Genomic DNA, 14,707 nt, shown 5'->3' with positions numbered 1-14,707 from the left:
CGACCACCGATTCGCAGTTCGGGGGCCCCGCGGGTGAGGATCGGGGTGACGCATGACCACCAGAGGAGACACCGTGACCGTCCTGCACGACTTCAAGGCCACCTCCATCGACGGCGGGGAGGTGTCGCTGGGCGAGTACGCCGGTGACGTCGTCCTCGTCGTCAACACCGCCAGCGAGTGCGGTTACACCCCGCAGCTCGGCGGCCTCGAGCAGCTCTACGAGACCTACCGCGCCCAGGGCCTGACGGTCCTCGGCTTCCCGTGCAACCAGTTCGGCGGTCAGGACCCGGGCAGCGACGAGGAGATCGGCGCCTTCTGCCAGAAGAACTACGGCGTCACCTTCCCGATGTTCTCGAAGGTCGACGTCAACGGCGCGGACGAGCACCCCGTCTACACGTGGCTCAAGTCCGAGAAGGGCGGCCTGCTCGGCAAGAAGATCAAGTGGAACTTCACGAAGTTCCTCGTCGCCCGCGACGGCACGGTCATCGGCCGCTACTCACCGACGACCGACCCCGCCGACCTCGCCGGCGACATCGAGAAGGCCCTCTCCGCCTAGGCCCTACGATCTGCGGGTGGACCACGCCCGCTTCGCCGACCGGGACGCCCGCGGTGTCGTCGACGTCCGCCACGGCCACGAAGCCCTCGACGCGATGACGCGAGAGGGCTTCTGGGCCGTCGTGGCCACCTTCGAGGGTGCCGTGACCGCTGTGCGGTTCGCCGAGGTCACCCCGAGGGCGTATGCCGCCGGGCCGGCCGCCGCGGCCACCCGGGCGTCCGCTGTGGCGTGGCAGCCCCTCGACCGCCACTGGCACTCGTCGCTCGACCGGACGGCATACGTCGGCGTCGTGCGCGAGGTGCGTGAGCGCATCGCGTCCGGGACCGTCTACCAGGTCAACGTCTGCCGCGTGCTCAGCCACGAGCTGCCCGACGACGCCGACCTCGACGGGCTCGATGCCCTTCTGCGACAGGGCAACCCGGCGCCGCATGCCGCGCGGGTCCGGTGCGATGAGGCAGGCCTCGACGTCGCCAGCGCGTCGCCGGAGCTCTTCCTCGGGCGACGCGGCGCGTCCCTCGTGACCCGCCCCATCAAGGGCACCGCCGCGACCGCCGAGCAGATGCTGCCCAAGGACTACGCCGAGAACGTCATGATCGTCGACCTCATGCGCAACGACCTGTCGGGTGTCTGCGAGCCCGGGACCGTCTCCGTCGACGAGCTCTGCACGATCGAGGCCCACCCGGGCCTCGTGCACCTCGCCTCGACGGTCAGCGGGCACCTGCGTGAGGAGGTGGGATGGGCCGACGTCTTCGCGGCCGCCTACCCGCCGGGGTCGGTCTCCGGGGCGCCGAAGTCCAGCGCGCTCACAGCGATCCGGGACCTCGAGACGGTGCCCCGCGGCCCGTACTGCGGCGCGGTCGGCTGGGTCGACGCCGACGCCCGGGAGGCAGACCTCGCCGTCGGCATCCGGACCTTCTGGGCCGAGCGCGACGAGGTGGGTCGGCGGTGGCTGCGGTTCGGCACGGGTGCCGGCATCACGTGGCACTCCGACCCCGAGGGGGAGTGGGCCGAGACCGAGCTCAAGGCGGCCCGCCTCATCGGGCTCGCCGCCGGCACTGTGACACCATGAGAGCTCCCGTCGGGCGCCTTCCGGGCGGCCGCCGAGCCACCAGGAAGGGACCATGAGCACGACCACGCGCGTCTGGGTCAACGGCGACCTCGTCGACCCGACCGGCCCCTCCGTCTCCGCGCTCGACCACTCGGTCACGGTCGGTGACGGCGTCTTCGAGACCGCCAAGATCGCCTCCGGCGTCCCCTTCGCGCTGACGCGACACCACCGACGCCTCGAGCGGTCGGCCACCGGGCTCGGCCTGCCGCCCCTCGACCTCGCCGTCGTCGACAAGGGTGTGGCCGCGGTCCTCGACGGGCCCGCCATCGACTTCGGGCGGCTGCGCTACAGCGTCACGGGCGGCGTCGGGCCGCTCGGGTCCGACCGCGACGACACGGCGCTGACCTACATCGTCCTCGCGGCGCCGCAGCCACTCCCGCCGTCGAGCGGGAAGCTCACCGTCGTCCCGTGGACCCGCAACGAACGCTCTGCCGTCGTCGGGCTCAAGACGACGTCGTACGCGGAGAACGTCGTCGCCTTCGCCAGTGCCAAGCAGGTGGGCGCCGTCGAGGCCGTCTTCGGCAACACCCGAGGCGAGCTGTGCGAGTGCACCGGGAGCAACGTCTTCGTCGTCGTCGACGGCGTCGTGCTGACACCGCCGGCCGAGTCCGGCCTGCTGCTCGGCATCACCCGCGAGCTCACCATCGAGTGGGGCCGCGCCGCCGGCCTCGAGATCCGCGAGGAGACCCTGCCGCTCGACGTGCTCCGCAACGCCGACGAGGTCTTCATCACCAGCTCGACCAAGGACGTCCTGCCCGTCCACGCCGTCGACGACCGGGACCTGTCCGCCGACCGCCCCGTCACGACCGAGCTGCAGCGGGTCTTCCGCAGCAACGCCGAGCGGGACAGCGACCCGTGACCGGGGAGGACCGCACCCGCGACGAGACCCGACCGCCCGTCGACTACTCCGACCCCAACGTCACGCTCGACGCGAGCGAGGATCGCTGGGCCTGGCGGGCGCGCCTGCGCCGCAACCGCGTCACCCACGTCATCTGGCGCACGGCCGTCGGCGTCGTCGGCGGCGTCGTGACGATCGGTGGCCTCATCATGGTCCCGGCGCCCGGGCCCGGCTGGCTCGTCGTCTTCTTCGGCCTGCTCATCCTCGCGAGCGAGTTCGAGTTCGCCCAACGCTGGCTCGACTTCGCCAAGCGCCACGTCAGCCGCTGGAACGACTGGATCATGGACCAGGCGATCTGGGTGCGCGGTCTCGTCGCCCTCGGCACCCTGCTCATCGTGTGGGGCGTCATCTGGGGCTACCTCGCGTGGGCGGGCATCCCGCAGTTCGTGCCCCAGTGGGCCGAGCAGCTGCTGACTCACGTGCCCGGCGTCGACTGACCCGCGCCTCGCGAGGGGCGATTACCGTGACCGTGCCACCACCGGCTATTGTTTCCCTCCGTCACCCCGACGCCAGCCGGACAGCACGTCGGCACAGGGGTGCCCGGACGTGTAGCTCAGCTGGTTAGAGCGCTCGCTTCACACGCGAGAGGTCAGGGGTTCGAGTCCCTTCACGTCCACCGACCGACGAACATTGGGGCGAGCCGTCCACGGAACGACGGCTCCGACGAACCGGATGAAGCACGGGGACGGGCACTCGCCCCGCCTGTAGGCTCCACCTGTGAACGCTCTTCACGCGGGACGAGACCGCTCGGGCGCAGGCCGAGCCGGCCGCGGCATGCGCACCCAGAACCTCGGCTGACCGTGGCCGCGCCCACCGACCGACCTGATGTCGGAGAGCGCACGTGGAAGGAGCACGTCCCCGGTCTGCGACTGGTGCGCTCCTACGAGCGGTCCTGGCTGCCGAAGGACGTCGTCGCCGGTCTGGTCCTGTCCGCGTTGTTGGTGCCGCAGGGAATGGCCTATGCACAGCTCGCCGGGCTGCCGCCCGTCACGGGGTTGTACACCTCCATCCTGTGCCTGATCGGCTATGCGGTCTTCGGGCCCTCGCGGGTCCTCGTGCTGGGACCGGACTCGTCGCTGGGACCCATGATCGCGGCGACGATCCTTCCCCTCCTGCTCGCCGGTGGAGACCCTGCCCGAGCCGTCGCGCTCGCGTCGATGCTGGCGATCATCGTCGGCGTCGTCATGGTCGTCGCGGGACTGGCCCGGTTCGGCTTCGTCGCTGACCTGCTGTCGAAGCCGACCCAGATCGGCTACATGAACGGGCTGGCGCTGACGATCATCGTCGGCCAGCTACCCAAGCTCTTCGGCTTCTCCACCGACGCGAGCGGTCTCGTGGCCGAGGCGAACGCCTTCCTGTCCGGGCTGTTCACGGGCTCGGCCAACCGTACGGCGGCCGTCATCGGGGTCAGTGCCCTGGCCGGCATCCTGCTCCTGAACAGGTTCATCCCCAAGGTCCCGAGCGTGCTGGTGATCGTGGTGCTGACCGCTCTCCTGGTCAAGGGGTTCGAGCTCCAGGCCCACGGGGTCGACACGGTCGGAGTCCTCCCACAGGGCCTGCCGACGTTCACCATCCCGCAGGTGGGCTGGGGCGACGTCCCGCCCCTCTTCCTCGGGGCGCTGGCCATCGCGGTCGTCGCTCTCGCCGACACGATGTCCACCGCCTCGGCCTTCGCGGCCCGCCAGGGCGAACGCGTCCAGGGGAACCAGGAGATGATCGGCATCGGAGCAGCCAACATCGCCGCCGGCGCGTTCCAGGGCTTCCCGGTCAGCACCAGCGGTTCGCGGACCGCGGTGGCGGAACAGGCCGGCTCGCGGTCCCAGGTCACGGGGGTGGTCGGCGCCGCCGTGATCGCCGCCGTCCTGCTCTTCGCCAACGCCCTCATGCAGTACGTGCCCCAACCCACGCTCGGGGCCATCGTCATCGCGGCGGCCGTGTCGCTGACCGACGTCGCCGGCACTCGTCGGCTCTGGTTGCAGCGCCGGACGGAGTTCCTCCTGTCCCTCATAGCCCTGCTCGGTGTGGCCCTCCTCGGGGTGCTGCCCGGCATCCTCATCGCGGTGGGTCTGTCCATCCTCAATGTCTTCCGCCGCACCTGGTGGCCGCACCAGGCCGAGCTCGGGCGCGTCGAGGGGGTTGCGGGACTCCACGACACCGAGAGCTACCCGGACGCGGAGCGGTTGCCCGGGCTGGTCGTCTATCGGTTCGACGCGCCGCTCATCTTCGCCAATGCCCGGGGCTTCGGCGAGAACGTGCGCGCGATGGTCGACGACGACCCTGCGCTGCGCTGGATCGTCGTCGCCGCCGAGCCGATCACGGACGTCGACACGACGGCCTCGGACATGCTGGAGGACCTCGACACGTGGCTGAACGAGCGTGGGGTGTCTCTCGTCTTTGCGGAGATGAAGGATCCGGTGCGTGCGAAGATCGAGCGGTACGAGCTGACCCGCACCATCTCCCCGGAGCACTTCCTCCCGACGGTCGACGAGGCCGTCGCCGAGTTCCGGCGCCAGACCGGTGCCAGCTGGCGCTCTCCGAAGGAGCCGGCATGACGACGTCCGACAGTGGCGGCAGACGCAGCGCCGCTCGCAGAGCCTCGGCAGCACTCGCGCTGACAGCGTTCGCGGCCGCCTTGCTGTTCCTCGCGGTCGTCTCCATCCGCCGCTGGGACGTCCTGCTGGCAAGTGTTGTCTCGCTCGGGGTAGCGGTGGTGGCCGCGTGGTACGTCGTGTCCCGCAGGGGCGCCGTCCGAGCAGCTGCCGCTGCGCTCGGGGCCATCGCCCTGGTCGGCTTCGTCGCGGTGATCCTCGCGAGCCAGAGCGGTCGTGTGCTGGCGGTCGGGCTCGCACTCGCCGCGGTCTCCACCGCAGCGGCCGGCTACGCACTGGCCCCGACAGCCCACGCCGACGACGCCGAGGCCGCACCCAGGGCGAGGCAGGCGGTCCTCATCATGAACCCGCGGTCCGGCGGGGGCAAGGTCGAGCGTTTCGGCCTCGTCGACCTCTGCCGGCAGCGTGGTGTCGAGCCGTATGTCCTGACCCCCGGCGACGACCTGCGAGCAGTGGCCGAGGACGCGGTCGCCCGCGGCGCGGATCTGCTGGGGATGGCCGGAGGGGACGGCTCACTTGCGCTCGTCGCCTCGATCGCGAGTCGGCACGGTCTTCCCTTCGTCGTCGTGCCCGCAGGGACGCGCAACCACTTCGCGCTCGATTTGGGCATCGACCGCGAAGACGTGCCCGGGGCGCTGGATGCCTTCGACGACGGAGTCGACACGAGGGTCGACCTCGCTGAGATCAACGGGCGCGTCTTCGTCAACAACGCGTCGATGGGCGTCTACGCCAAGGTCGTCCAGTCGGCGGACTACCGGGACGCGAAGGTGCAGACCGCCTCGGCCCTGCTGCCCGACATGCTCGGACCCGGGGCCAACGCTCTCGACCTGCACTACACGCTGCCCTCCGGTGAGGAGGCGGTTCCGGGTCAGCTGCTGCTGGTGTCCAACAACCCCTACGATCTCGCTCACCTCCGCGGCGGGGGCACGCGAGAGCGGCTCGACAGCGGCGTGCTCGGGGTCGTCTCGCTGCGAGTCGGCTCGGCGGCGGACGCCGAGAAGCTCGCAGCCCTGGAGATGACCGGTCAGGTCCAGCGTTTCTCCGGGTGGGATGAGTGGACGGCGTCCGAGTTCGACGTGCGCTCTGCGGGGCGCGTGGAGGTCGGCGTCGATGGCGAGGCCCTGGTCCTCGACTCCCCGTTGCGCTTCACCATCCGCCCCGGCGCGGTCACGGTCCGACTTCCGCGCGCGGCTCTTCGACGATCGCGTGCTGCGCGCCCCGCACGCATCACTGCCAGGCCGACACTCGCTGCGCTCTGGCAGGTTGCGACCGGGCGGGAAGCGGGGGCCGGATGAGCGGTCCGACCCCGCCCGAGCCTGTCGAAGCGCTGCTCGCCAAGGGCCTCGAGGGTCGCGGATCGCCTCGCCTGGCCGGGGTCGTGCGGCTGCTGCGGAGATTGGACGCGGCCGACCGCAGCGCCTATCGCGTCGTGGCAGAGCTGAACACACCGTGGCTCGACGAACCGCTACGCCGGGCGTCAGACTTCGCCAACTTCTCCAAACCCTGGCTCCTCGTGGCGGGGGGCCTGGCCGCATTCGGTGGGGCGAGGGGGCGCCGTGCCGCCCTCACGGGGGTAGCCGCGATCGGGGTGACCTCCCTCCTGGTCAACCAGCCGATGAAGCTGGCAGCCCGTCGTCGCCCGCGGCGCATCGAGCTGGGCGTGCCCGAGTCCCGATGGGTGGGGATGCCGTCATCGGCCTCCTTCCCTTCGGGGCACTCCGCGTCCGCGGCGGCATTCTGCGTCGCGACCAGCGCGGTGGTGCCAGGGCTGCGATGGCCCCTACGAGTGTCTGCTGCAGTCGTGGCGTTCTCGCGCGTGTACACCGGGGTGCACTACCCCGGCGACGTGCTGGTCGGTGCTTCCGTCGGTGCCGGACTCGGACGCGCGTCCTCGACCTTGGCCTCGCGGCTGGGCCACCGATGACCGCAGCTCCCGGCGCTGCGGGACCATTCGTCACCGGGTCAGGTCCTCGAGCCACGCTTCACGCGCGAAGCGCCCTTCAGCGTGATCCCGGACGGCGGGACCCTGCCACCTGCTCCGTACGGACCCGCGCCGCCGGGGCGACGACGTACGCGGCGATCAGGCCCACTCCGACTCCGAGGGCGTAGCCGGCAACCACCTCCGTGGGCGTGTGCACCCCGAGCATGAGCCGATCGAGGCCGACGACGAGCGAGACCAGCACACCGACCACCAGGAGGAGTCGGCGACGCGCGCGCTGGCGGAGGAACAGAGCCGACAGCACACACGCGGTCGTGACGGCCGCGGCGATGTTCGACGCGTGGCCGCTCGGCATCGCGCTCGACGTGTATTCGATGATCGGGTGCGCCACGACGGGCCTTCCCAGGTCGACGTAGTGCTTGAGCACACTGGTCACGAGCGAGGTGCCGGCGATGACCACCACGACGTACGCGGCCGCCCGACCCTGCCTCCTGATCACCAGCACACCGGCTACGAGGGCCGTCGCGGCCGCGCTGGCCACGGTGCCGAAGGCGTAGGAGATCCCCACCAGCGGGCCTTCGAGCCAGGGTGAACCGGCACGCCACGCGTCGGGACCGAGCTGCAGGACGTGGTCCCAGCGGTCGAGGATCTCCGGATGGGCCACGGCCAGGGCGCAGAGGGCCAGGCAGACCGCGGTGCTCGCCGTGCCCCAGGCCAGGAACAGCCGGCGGGTGCGCGTCGTGAACGCGCCGCGGCCCGGTCTCTCGTCCGGTGTCGTCCGGTCTGTGTCGTCGACGGTCATCGGGGTGACCTCCTGCGCGTCGGCTCGATCGGCCGGCCGCGGACCCGGGCACCCCACAGCAGCTTCGGGCTGGACAAGGGGTCACTCAGAACGGAGTCGGGATGAAGCGCGGCGGCAGGGCCGGGGCCCTGTAGTCGCCCGGCGCCTGACGCTCCGGGAGCTCGACGTCCTTCGACTCGAGCGGCTCGTAGGGCACCTGGCTCAGCAGGTGGCTGATGACGTTCAGCCGGCCACGCCTCTTGCTGTCCGTGTAGGCGACGTTCCACGGGGCCCACGGGGTGTCGGAAGCAGCGAACATCGCGTCGCGAGCCCGGGAGTAGTCGTACCAGCGGCTGTAGGACTCCAGGTCCATGTCGGAGAGCTTCCACACCTTGCGCGGGTCATGGATCCTGTTCTCGATCCGGCGGGTCTGCTCGTCGGAACCGACCTCGAGCCAGTACTTGAGCAGGATGATGCCCGAGTCGACGATGGCCTTCTCGACGGCAGGGACCTGCTCCAGAAAGCGGTCGGTCTGGGCGGGCGTGCAGAAGCCCATCACCCGCTCGACCCCCGCTCGGTTGTACCAGCTGCGGTCGAAGATCACGACCTCACCGGCCGCCGGGAAGTGCTTGATGTACCGCTGGATGTACATCTGTGACCGCTCCCGGTCAGTCGGCGACGGCAACGCGACCACGCGGAAGACCCGCGGGCTCACGCGCTCGACGATGCGCTTGATCGTGCCGCCCTTGCCGGCCGTGTCCCGCCCCTCGAACACGACACACACCTTGGCACCGGACGCCTTCACCCACTCCTGCATGGCCACGAGCTCCGCCTGCAGCACCGCCAGCTCCGCCTCGTAGGCCTTCCGACCCAGTTTCGCCCCAGCCGAGGACGCGTCGCGCTCACCTGCGGTCCGGGCGCGCAACACCTCGCGGGGGTTCGACTTCCTGGCCTTCTTCTTGCTCATCGCTGGCCTCCGGCGCTGCGTCGTCGCGTCTGGGCGTCGTCCGGTCCAGGGTCTCGCCTCGCCGCCTTCGTAGGCTACCTCCGACGCGGTCGCAGCGGTCGAGCCTTCCTCAAACCTCGGCGAACCGCCGAGTGACCGTTCGCGTCCTTGGTTGGTCACCGACCGGCCGACGCACGTGGTCCTCTTCGGGCGATGCGGGTCGTCGCGCAGACGGCTTGGCTGGAGCCGTGCAGCCGTTCGACAGGGCCTACAAGGGTCGCGGTGCGTTCGCGTCCGCGACTCGACCGCCGATCACGACGCGGTACGTTCCCTTCGCGCGGTCCCTCGCGGCGTACACGCGGCCGCGGCTGCGCACGGACCTCGTCGCCGGTGTCACGGTGGCGGCGTTGGCCCTGCCGTCGGCGATGGCCTACGCCGAGCTGGCCGGCGTCCCGGTCAGCGCCGGCCTCTACGCCCTGCTCCTCCCGGTGCTGGCCTACGCGGTCCTCGGGTCGGCGCCCCGGGTGGTGGTCGGCCCGGAGGGCACCGTGTCGCTGTTGATCGCGACCGTGGTCGCGCCGCTGGCCGCCGGCGGCAGCGCCCAGTACGCCGCGCTGGCCTCGTTGCTCGCGATCATGGTGGGGGTCGTCTTCCTGGCGGCCCGGCTGGCCCGCCTCGGCTGGATCGCCGACTACTTCTCGCAGGCGGTCCTCGTCGGCTACATCACCGGCGTCGCCGTCGTGCTGATCCTCGGCCAGCTCGGCAAGCTGCTCGGCGTCTCGAGCGACGCGGAGGGGGCCATCCCCGAGACGGTCGACATCGTCGGCCACCTCGGTAGCGCCAACGGCGCCACGGTCCTCGTGGGTCTCGTCTCGTTGGCCCTGCTGGTCGTCGCCGGCCGGATCAGCAAGCGTCTGCCGGGTGCCCTCGCAGTCGTGATCCTCGGCATCGCCGCGTCCTGGGCCCTGGACCTCGTCGCCCACGGGGTCTCGGTCACCGGGCCCGTGCCGCGGGGACTGCCGTCGCTCGAGCTGCCGGACGTGTCACGCGCAGACCTCGGGACGCTCGTGGTCGCGGCCCTCGCGGTGTTCCTCGTCGCCTTCTCGGACTCCATCCTCACGGCACGCTCCTTCGCCGCCCGCCACCACGAGGTCGTCGACGCCAACCAGGAGCTCCTCGCCTTCGGGGTGGCCCAGATCTCGGCCGGCGTCACGCAGAGCATCCCGGTCGGGACGAGCGGGTCGCGCACCGCGGTCAACGACGACATGGGGGCCACAAGCCAGGTCAGCGGGCTGGCGGCCGCAGGGACGATCGCCGTCATCCTGCTCTTCCTCACTGCGCCGATCGAGTACCTCCCCTCGGCGGTCCTCGGTGCGGTCATCGTGTACGCGGCGGCCAAGCTGATCGACCCGGTGCAGTGGCGCGAGCTGGCCCGCAGCAGCAGGGTCGAGGTCGTCATCGCCGCCATCACGGTCGTGTGCGTCGTGGCGGTCGGGGTCCTGCAGGCGATCATCGTGGCGGTCCTGCTGTCCGTCGCCGACATCGTGCGTCGGGCGGCACGACCCGCCGACGCCGTGCTGGGGTGGTCCGCCCGTGACGACCGCTACGTGGACGTCGCGGACCAACCCGACGCGGGCGTCAGCGCGGGTGTCGTCGTCTACCGCATCCAGGACCGGCTGTTCTTCGCCAACGCCCACTACTTCAAGCGCCGGCTGTGGGCCGCCGTGGACGGTGCGCCCAAGCCCGTGCGGCACGTCGTGCTCGACGGCTCGTTCATCAGCGACCTCGACGCCAGCGCTGAGGTCGCGCTGCGCGAGGTGCTCGACGGGCTCCGCGAGCGCAACATCGAGCTCCACGTGGCACGGGCGGCGCAGGAGCTGAGGGACCGCCTGGACTCGGTCGGGCTGGTCGAGGCCATCGGCGCCGACCACTTCCACGGCACGGTGACCGCGGCGGTGCAGGCCTGCACGCACTAGCGTTGCGACCATGATCGCCACGGTCTCGAGCCTGTTCATCTATCCCGACTCCGACGCCCCCGGCCAGGAGCTCGCCTCCGTCGAGGTCACTGAGACCGGCCCTGAGGGCAACCGCTCGAAGAAGCATGCCGTACACCTCGTCGCGGTCGACGACTTCGTCGCGACCCACCCCAAGGCCAACATCGTCCTCGACATGGAGTCGTCCGTGCTCGAGAAGCTCGTGGGCCGCATCGTCCGTCTCGGCGAGTGCACGCTCGAGGTGACCCAGACACCCTCGCAGTGCGCCGGCGTCTACGCCCGCGTCGTCGAGCCGGGCGAGGTGTCGGTCGACGACGCGCTGCTCGTCGCCGAGGCCGAGTGAGCACCGGCCCGGCTCACCGGCCCGCACCGCTCCCCGGCTGGGACGCGACATGACGATCCACACGGAGCACCCGTTCGACACTCCGGACGAGGACCGCGACCCGGTCCGGCGACTGCGGGGGCGCATCGGTGGCACGGTGTCGCTCTGGACGGCAGGCGCAGGCATCGAGCGGGTCGGCCTGACGGTCTCGTCCTACCTCGTCGCCACCGGGGACCCGGGCCGGGTCGTCGGGCTCCTCCATCCCGACTCCGACGTGCTCGACGCCCTCGAGGAGACCGGCACGGCCGTCGTCACGCTCCTCGGTGCGCGTGACGAGCGCCTCGCCGACGTCTTCGCCGGCGTCATGCCCGCGCCCGGCGGGGCCTTCCGGCTCATCGAGTGGGAGCAGACCGAGTGGGGTCCGCGCCCTCGCCACGCCACGACCTGGATGGGCGTGCGCCTCGACCCGGGCAGCCGTCGCGACGTCGGGTGGTCGGTGCTCGTCGAGGCGACGATCGAGCACGCCGAGGTCGGGGTCGAGGACGCCCCGCTCGTGCACCGGCGCGGTCGCTACCAGCGCGCGACCGAGTGACGTACGACTGACGGTGCGGGACGGCATACGACCTCGGGCGGCAGATCGCGCGCGAGATCGCGCAGCGCGTGCGCTCGGGCGATCCGAGCCGCGCGATCTCACGCCGGATCAGGCGGTCCCTGACATCTCCGTCGTCAGCAGGCCCTCGGGGATGCCGAAGGCGTCGACGAGCGTCGTGGCGTGCGGGCGCAGCTCCGCGCAGACCTCGTTGACGAGGGCGGTGAGCGCCTTGGCGCGCGCAGGGCTCAGCCGGTCGTGCTCGAGGTACCACGCCTTGTGGCGCTCGATCGTCGACAGGGCGTAGAGGTCGCAGACCCGGGCGAGCACGGCGCGGGCCTCGTCGGCGGAGCAGGACTCGACCGAGGCGGCGAAGGTCTCGGCGACGGTGCGCTCGACGTGGGCCGTCGCGGCCTCGACGAGGTGGTCCTGCGTCGCGTTGAAGATCGCGAACGCGTCGGCGCCCGGAGCGGTGGCCCGCCGGAGCCGTCGGGCCAGGCCCTCGATGAGGTGCTCCTCGCGTTCGCGCAGCAGGCGCAGCTGGGTGCCGCGGATGCCGAAGGTGACGTCCTCGTCGCGGCCCGGCGCAGCGTCGACGAGCCGCTGGATGATGCCCCGCGCCGACGACCGCTCGATGACGGTGCCGCCGACGAGCCGCGCGCCGAAGCGCACGATGCCGGCCGTGTCGAGGTCGCCGAACGTCGCCTGGTACTCGCCGAGGAGCGACTTGGCGACGAGCTGGAGCAGGACGGTGTTGTCGCCCTCGAAGGTCGTGAAGATGTCGGTGTCGGCCTTGAGCGCGGCGAGGCGGTTGGCCCAGAGGTAGCCGGCACCGCCGCACAGCTCGCGGCACTCCTGGATGGTGTCGGTCGCGTGCCGGGTCGTCAGCACCTTGATCCCGGCGGCCCGGGTCTCGAGCCGGCGCTGGTCCTCCTCGGACGTCGCGCGCCCGGCGAGCACGTCGTCCATGGCGGAGACGAGCTCGTGCTGCGCGAGCTGGAGGGCGTATGCCGTCGCGATCCTCGGCAGCAGGCGCCGCTGGTAGGTCCGGTAGTCGAGGACGGTCGTCTCCTCCTCGGTGCCGGGGGCGGCGAACTGGCGGCGCCCGGCGGCATACGTCGTCGTGACGGCGAGGGCCGAGCGGGCGGCAGCGCCCGCTCCGCCGGCCACCGAGATACGACCGCGGACGAGCGTGCCGAGCATCGTGAAGAAGCGGCGGCCGGGGTTGTCGATGGGGCTCGTGTAGGTGCCGTCGTCGCCGATGTCGCCGTAGCGGCCGAGCAGGTTGGTGCGCGGCACCCGGACGTGGTCGAAGAGCAGCCGTCCGTTGTCGACGCCGGCGAGTCCGAGCTTCGGACCGCAGTCCTCGATGGTGACACCCCTTGCGGGAGTGCCGGACTCGTCGCGGATCGGGACGAGGACGCAGTGCACGCCGCGGGACTCGCCGTCGACGACGAGCTGCGCGAAGACCGCCGCGAGGCGACCGTCGCGGGCCGCGTTGCCGATGTAGTCCTTGCGTGCCGCGGGCACGGGCGAGTGGACGACGATCTCGTCGGTCGCCGGGTCGAAGGTCGCGGTCGTCAGCAGGCTCTGCACGTCGCTGCCGTGGCCGGTCTCGGTCATCGCGAAGCAGCCCTGCAGCTCGCCGGCCGTGATGCGGGGCAGGAGGTGGTCGTGGCGGCTCGTACCGAGGAGGGAGACGGCGCCGCCGAAGAGGCCCCACTGGACGCCGGCCTTGACGAAGAGCGAGAGGTCGGTGTGACCGAGCATCTCGAAGGCGGCGACGGCCTCGCCGTAGCGAGCGGTGCCGCCCTGGTGCTCGGGGAAGCCGCGAGCGGCGTACGGCTCCGCGGCCAGGGCTGCGAGCTGGGCGGTGACACGGGAGCGGTGCTCGTCCATCGGCAGCGGGGCCGACGGCGGTCCGAACGTCGCGGCGTCGAGCGCTCGGCAGTGGTCCCGCACCTCGCCGAACGGGCCGTCGAGGTGGGTTCGGAGCGCCGCGGTCAGCGCGGGGCCGGCCTGGGTCACGGGGCGCTGGCCCGGGTCGCGGTGCTCGGGCGCCGGGGAGCGATGAGGTGCCGGTGAGCCGACGGGGGAGCTGCTGCGTGAGTGGGCGGGGAAATCCGTGGGGGAGTCTGTGGCCGTGGACATCTCGGTGCCTTCCGGTCTGGACCTCAGGAGGTCGCGGTGGTCGGGGAGGTGGACGTGTGGGTGTGGGAGTGGGCGGTGAGGACGGGGGCGAGCCCGTGCCAGGCGAGGTCGGTCAGGGAGTCGACCACGGCGGCGCGCGGGGCGCGGTCGGCCTCGGGGGTGGCGAGCCAGTCGTCGGCGACCGCACGCACGGAGCCGACGAGCGCGATCGCCCACGTGCGGGCCCGCGACGGATCGGTCGCCGGTGACTGCAGTGCCTCGAGGAGCAGTCCGGTCAGCTGGTCGGTCACCTGGTCGACCGTGCCTCCGACGGGGTCGTCGGCGAGCGGGAGGTCGACGAGCGGCCGGTTGACGACGAAGCGGTAGACCTCGGTGTCGGACTCGACGAGGGCAAGGTAGGCCTCGACCGTGGACGCGACGAGCTCGCGGGTGTCCGCCGGCGGTGTGCTCGACCGGCCGAGCGCCGCCCCGACGTTGCCGACGACGCGTCCGTCGATGCGGGCGGCCACGGCGCGGTAGAGACCGGCCTTGTCGTCGAAGTGGCGGTAGATGACGGTCTTGGACGTGCCGGCCTCGGCCGCGATGTCGTCCATCCCGACGCCGGCGCCGTGGGTGCGGATCGCGCGGATCGTCGCGTCGACGAGGGCGGCGCGGCGCTCCTCGCGGTGGCGCTCCCAGCGCGAGTCCCGCCCGTCCCGAGGGGCGGCGGGAGCCTGTCCCGGACGATCCAGGTCGTTGTCCACCTCACGAAAGTAACAGGTACTGGCTGTATCGACTACTGCCGGTTTCGGTTATCTTGGTCGAGAACGACAGG

14 protein-coding genes and 1 tRNA gene are annotated in these 14,707 nt (G+C 71.6%); 11 read left to right on the top strand and 4 right to left on the bottom strand.

Translation table 11 applies throughout. The features are described 5' to 3' along the window. Nucleotides 1-73 precede the first annotated feature (73 nt). From ASH01_RS15115 to ASH01_RS15080, 8 genes are all read left to right on the top strand, one after another. Nucleotides 74-556, top strand: a complete 483-nt coding sequence (locus ASH01_RS15115; protein ID WP_056777297.1) for a glutathione peroxidase — start codon at nt 74-76, stop codon at nt 554-556. Nucleotides 557-572: 16 nt separating this feature from the next. Continuing rightward, nucleotides 573-1,625, top strand: coding sequence for a chorismate-binding protein (locus tag ASH01_RS15110; protein WP_082619863.1), 1,053 nt, complete (start codon nt 573-575; stop codon nt 1,623-1,625). Between the two features lie 52 nt (nt 1,626-1,677). Next, entirely contained in the window at nt 1,678-2,523 is an 846-nt protein-coding gene (locus tag ASH01_RS15105) for an aminotransferase class IV (protein ID WP_056777290.1), read from the top strand. Further along, nucleotides 2,520-2,999, top strand: coding sequence for a TIGR02611 family protein (locus ASH01_RS15100; protein ID WP_056777288.1), 480 nt, complete (start codon nt 2,520-2,522; stop codon nt 2,997-2,999). The genes ASH01_RS15105 and ASH01_RS15100 overlap by 4 nt, the downstream gene beginning before the upstream one ends. A gap of 105 nt (nt 3,000-3,104) precedes the next feature. Then, nucleotides 3,105-3,178, top strand: a tRNA-Val gene (locus tag ASH01_RS15095). Nucleotides 3,179-3,362: 184 nt separating this feature from the next. Further along, nucleotides 3,363-5,114: a SulP family inorganic anion transporter gene (locus ASH01_RS15090; protein WP_056777284.1), complete on the top strand. Its 1,752-nt coding sequence runs from the start codon at nt 3,363-3,365 to the stop codon at nt 5,112-5,114. Beyond that, complete coding sequence (locus tag ASH01_RS15085) at nt 5,111-6,466, top strand: diacylglycerol/lipid kinase family protein (protein ID WP_056777279.1); 1,356 nt, start codon at nt 5,111-5,113, stop codon at nt 6,464-6,466. Before ASH01_RS15090 ends, ASH01_RS15085 begins: the two co-directional genes overlap by 4 nt. Then, nucleotides 6,463-7,095, top strand: a complete 633-nt coding sequence (locus ASH01_RS15080) for a phosphatase PAP2 family protein (protein ID WP_056777278.1) — start codon at nt 6,463-6,465, stop codon at nt 7,093-7,095. Before ASH01_RS15085 ends, ASH01_RS15080 begins: the two co-directional genes overlap by 4 nt. A 76-nt stretch (nt 7,096-7,171) precedes the next feature. Here the strand turns inward: ASH01_RS15080 and ASH01_RS15075 are convergent, their stop codons facing one another. Both ASH01_RS15075 and ppk2 read right to left on the bottom strand, forming a co-directional pair. Further along, on the bottom strand, nt 7,172-7,912 hold the full coding sequence (locus ASH01_RS15075) for a phosphatase PAP2 family protein (protein WP_056777274.1): 741 nt from the start codon (nt 7,910-7,912) through the stop codon (nt 7,172-7,174). Nucleotides 7,913-7,997: 85 nt separating this feature from the next. Next, on the bottom strand, nt 7,998-8,858 hold the full coding sequence (gene ppk2, locus ASH01_RS15070) for a polyphosphate kinase 2 (protein ID WP_082619861.1): 861 nt from the start codon (nt 8,856-8,858) through the stop codon (nt 7,998-8,000). A gap of 227 nt (nt 8,859-9,085) precedes the next feature. Here ppk2 and ASH01_RS15065 point away from each other — a divergent pair, with 227 nt between their 5' ends. The 3 genes from ASH01_RS15065 to ASH01_RS15055 are packed head-to-tail and all read left to right on the top strand — an operon-like array spanning nt 9,086 to nt 11,745. Next, nucleotides 9,086-10,813, top strand: coding sequence for a SulP family inorganic anion transporter (locus ASH01_RS15065; protein WP_162263885.1), 1,728 nt, complete (start codon nt 9,086-9,088; stop codon nt 10,811-10,813). Between the two features lie 10 nt (nt 10,814-10,823). Then, the gene (locus ASH01_RS15060; protein ID WP_056777270.1) at nt 10,824-11,174 is read left to right on the top strand and encodes an MOSC domain-containing protein; all 351 of its coding nucleotides are present in this window, start codon (nt 10,824-10,826) and stop codon (nt 11,172-11,174) included. 49 nt (nt 11,175-11,223) lie between these two features. Next, nucleotides 11,224-11,745: a flavin reductase family protein gene (locus ASH01_RS15055; protein WP_056777267.1), complete on the top strand. Its 522-nt coding sequence runs from the start codon at nt 11,224-11,226 to the stop codon at nt 11,743-11,745. A gap of 108 nt (nt 11,746-11,853) precedes the next feature. On the opposite strand, the gene ASH01_RS15050 is transcribed toward ASH01_RS15055, so the two are convergent. Then, the gene (locus tag ASH01_RS15050) at nt 11,854-13,893 is read right to left on the bottom strand and encodes an acyl-CoA dehydrogenase family protein (protein ID WP_200961799.1); all 2,040 of its coding nucleotides are present in this window, start codon (nt 13,891-13,893) and stop codon (nt 11,854-11,856) included. A 23-nt stretch (nt 13,894-13,916) separates the two neighbouring features. Beyond that, nucleotides 13,917-14,636 (bottom strand): TetR/AcrR family transcriptional regulator, encoded by a 720-nt coding sequence (locus tag ASH01_RS15045; RefSeq protein ID WP_056777261.1) that lies wholly within the window; start codon nt 14,634-14,636, stop codon nt 13,917-13,919. Nucleotides 14,637-14,707: the final 71 nt, after the last annotated feature.

This window comes from Terrabacter sp. Soil811, from assembly GCF_001429655.1.
Lineage (GTDB): Bacteria > Actinomycetota > Actinomycetes > Actinomycetales > Dermatophilaceae > Terrabacter.
This window is presented reverse-complemented; position numbering and strand designations above follow the sequence as displayed.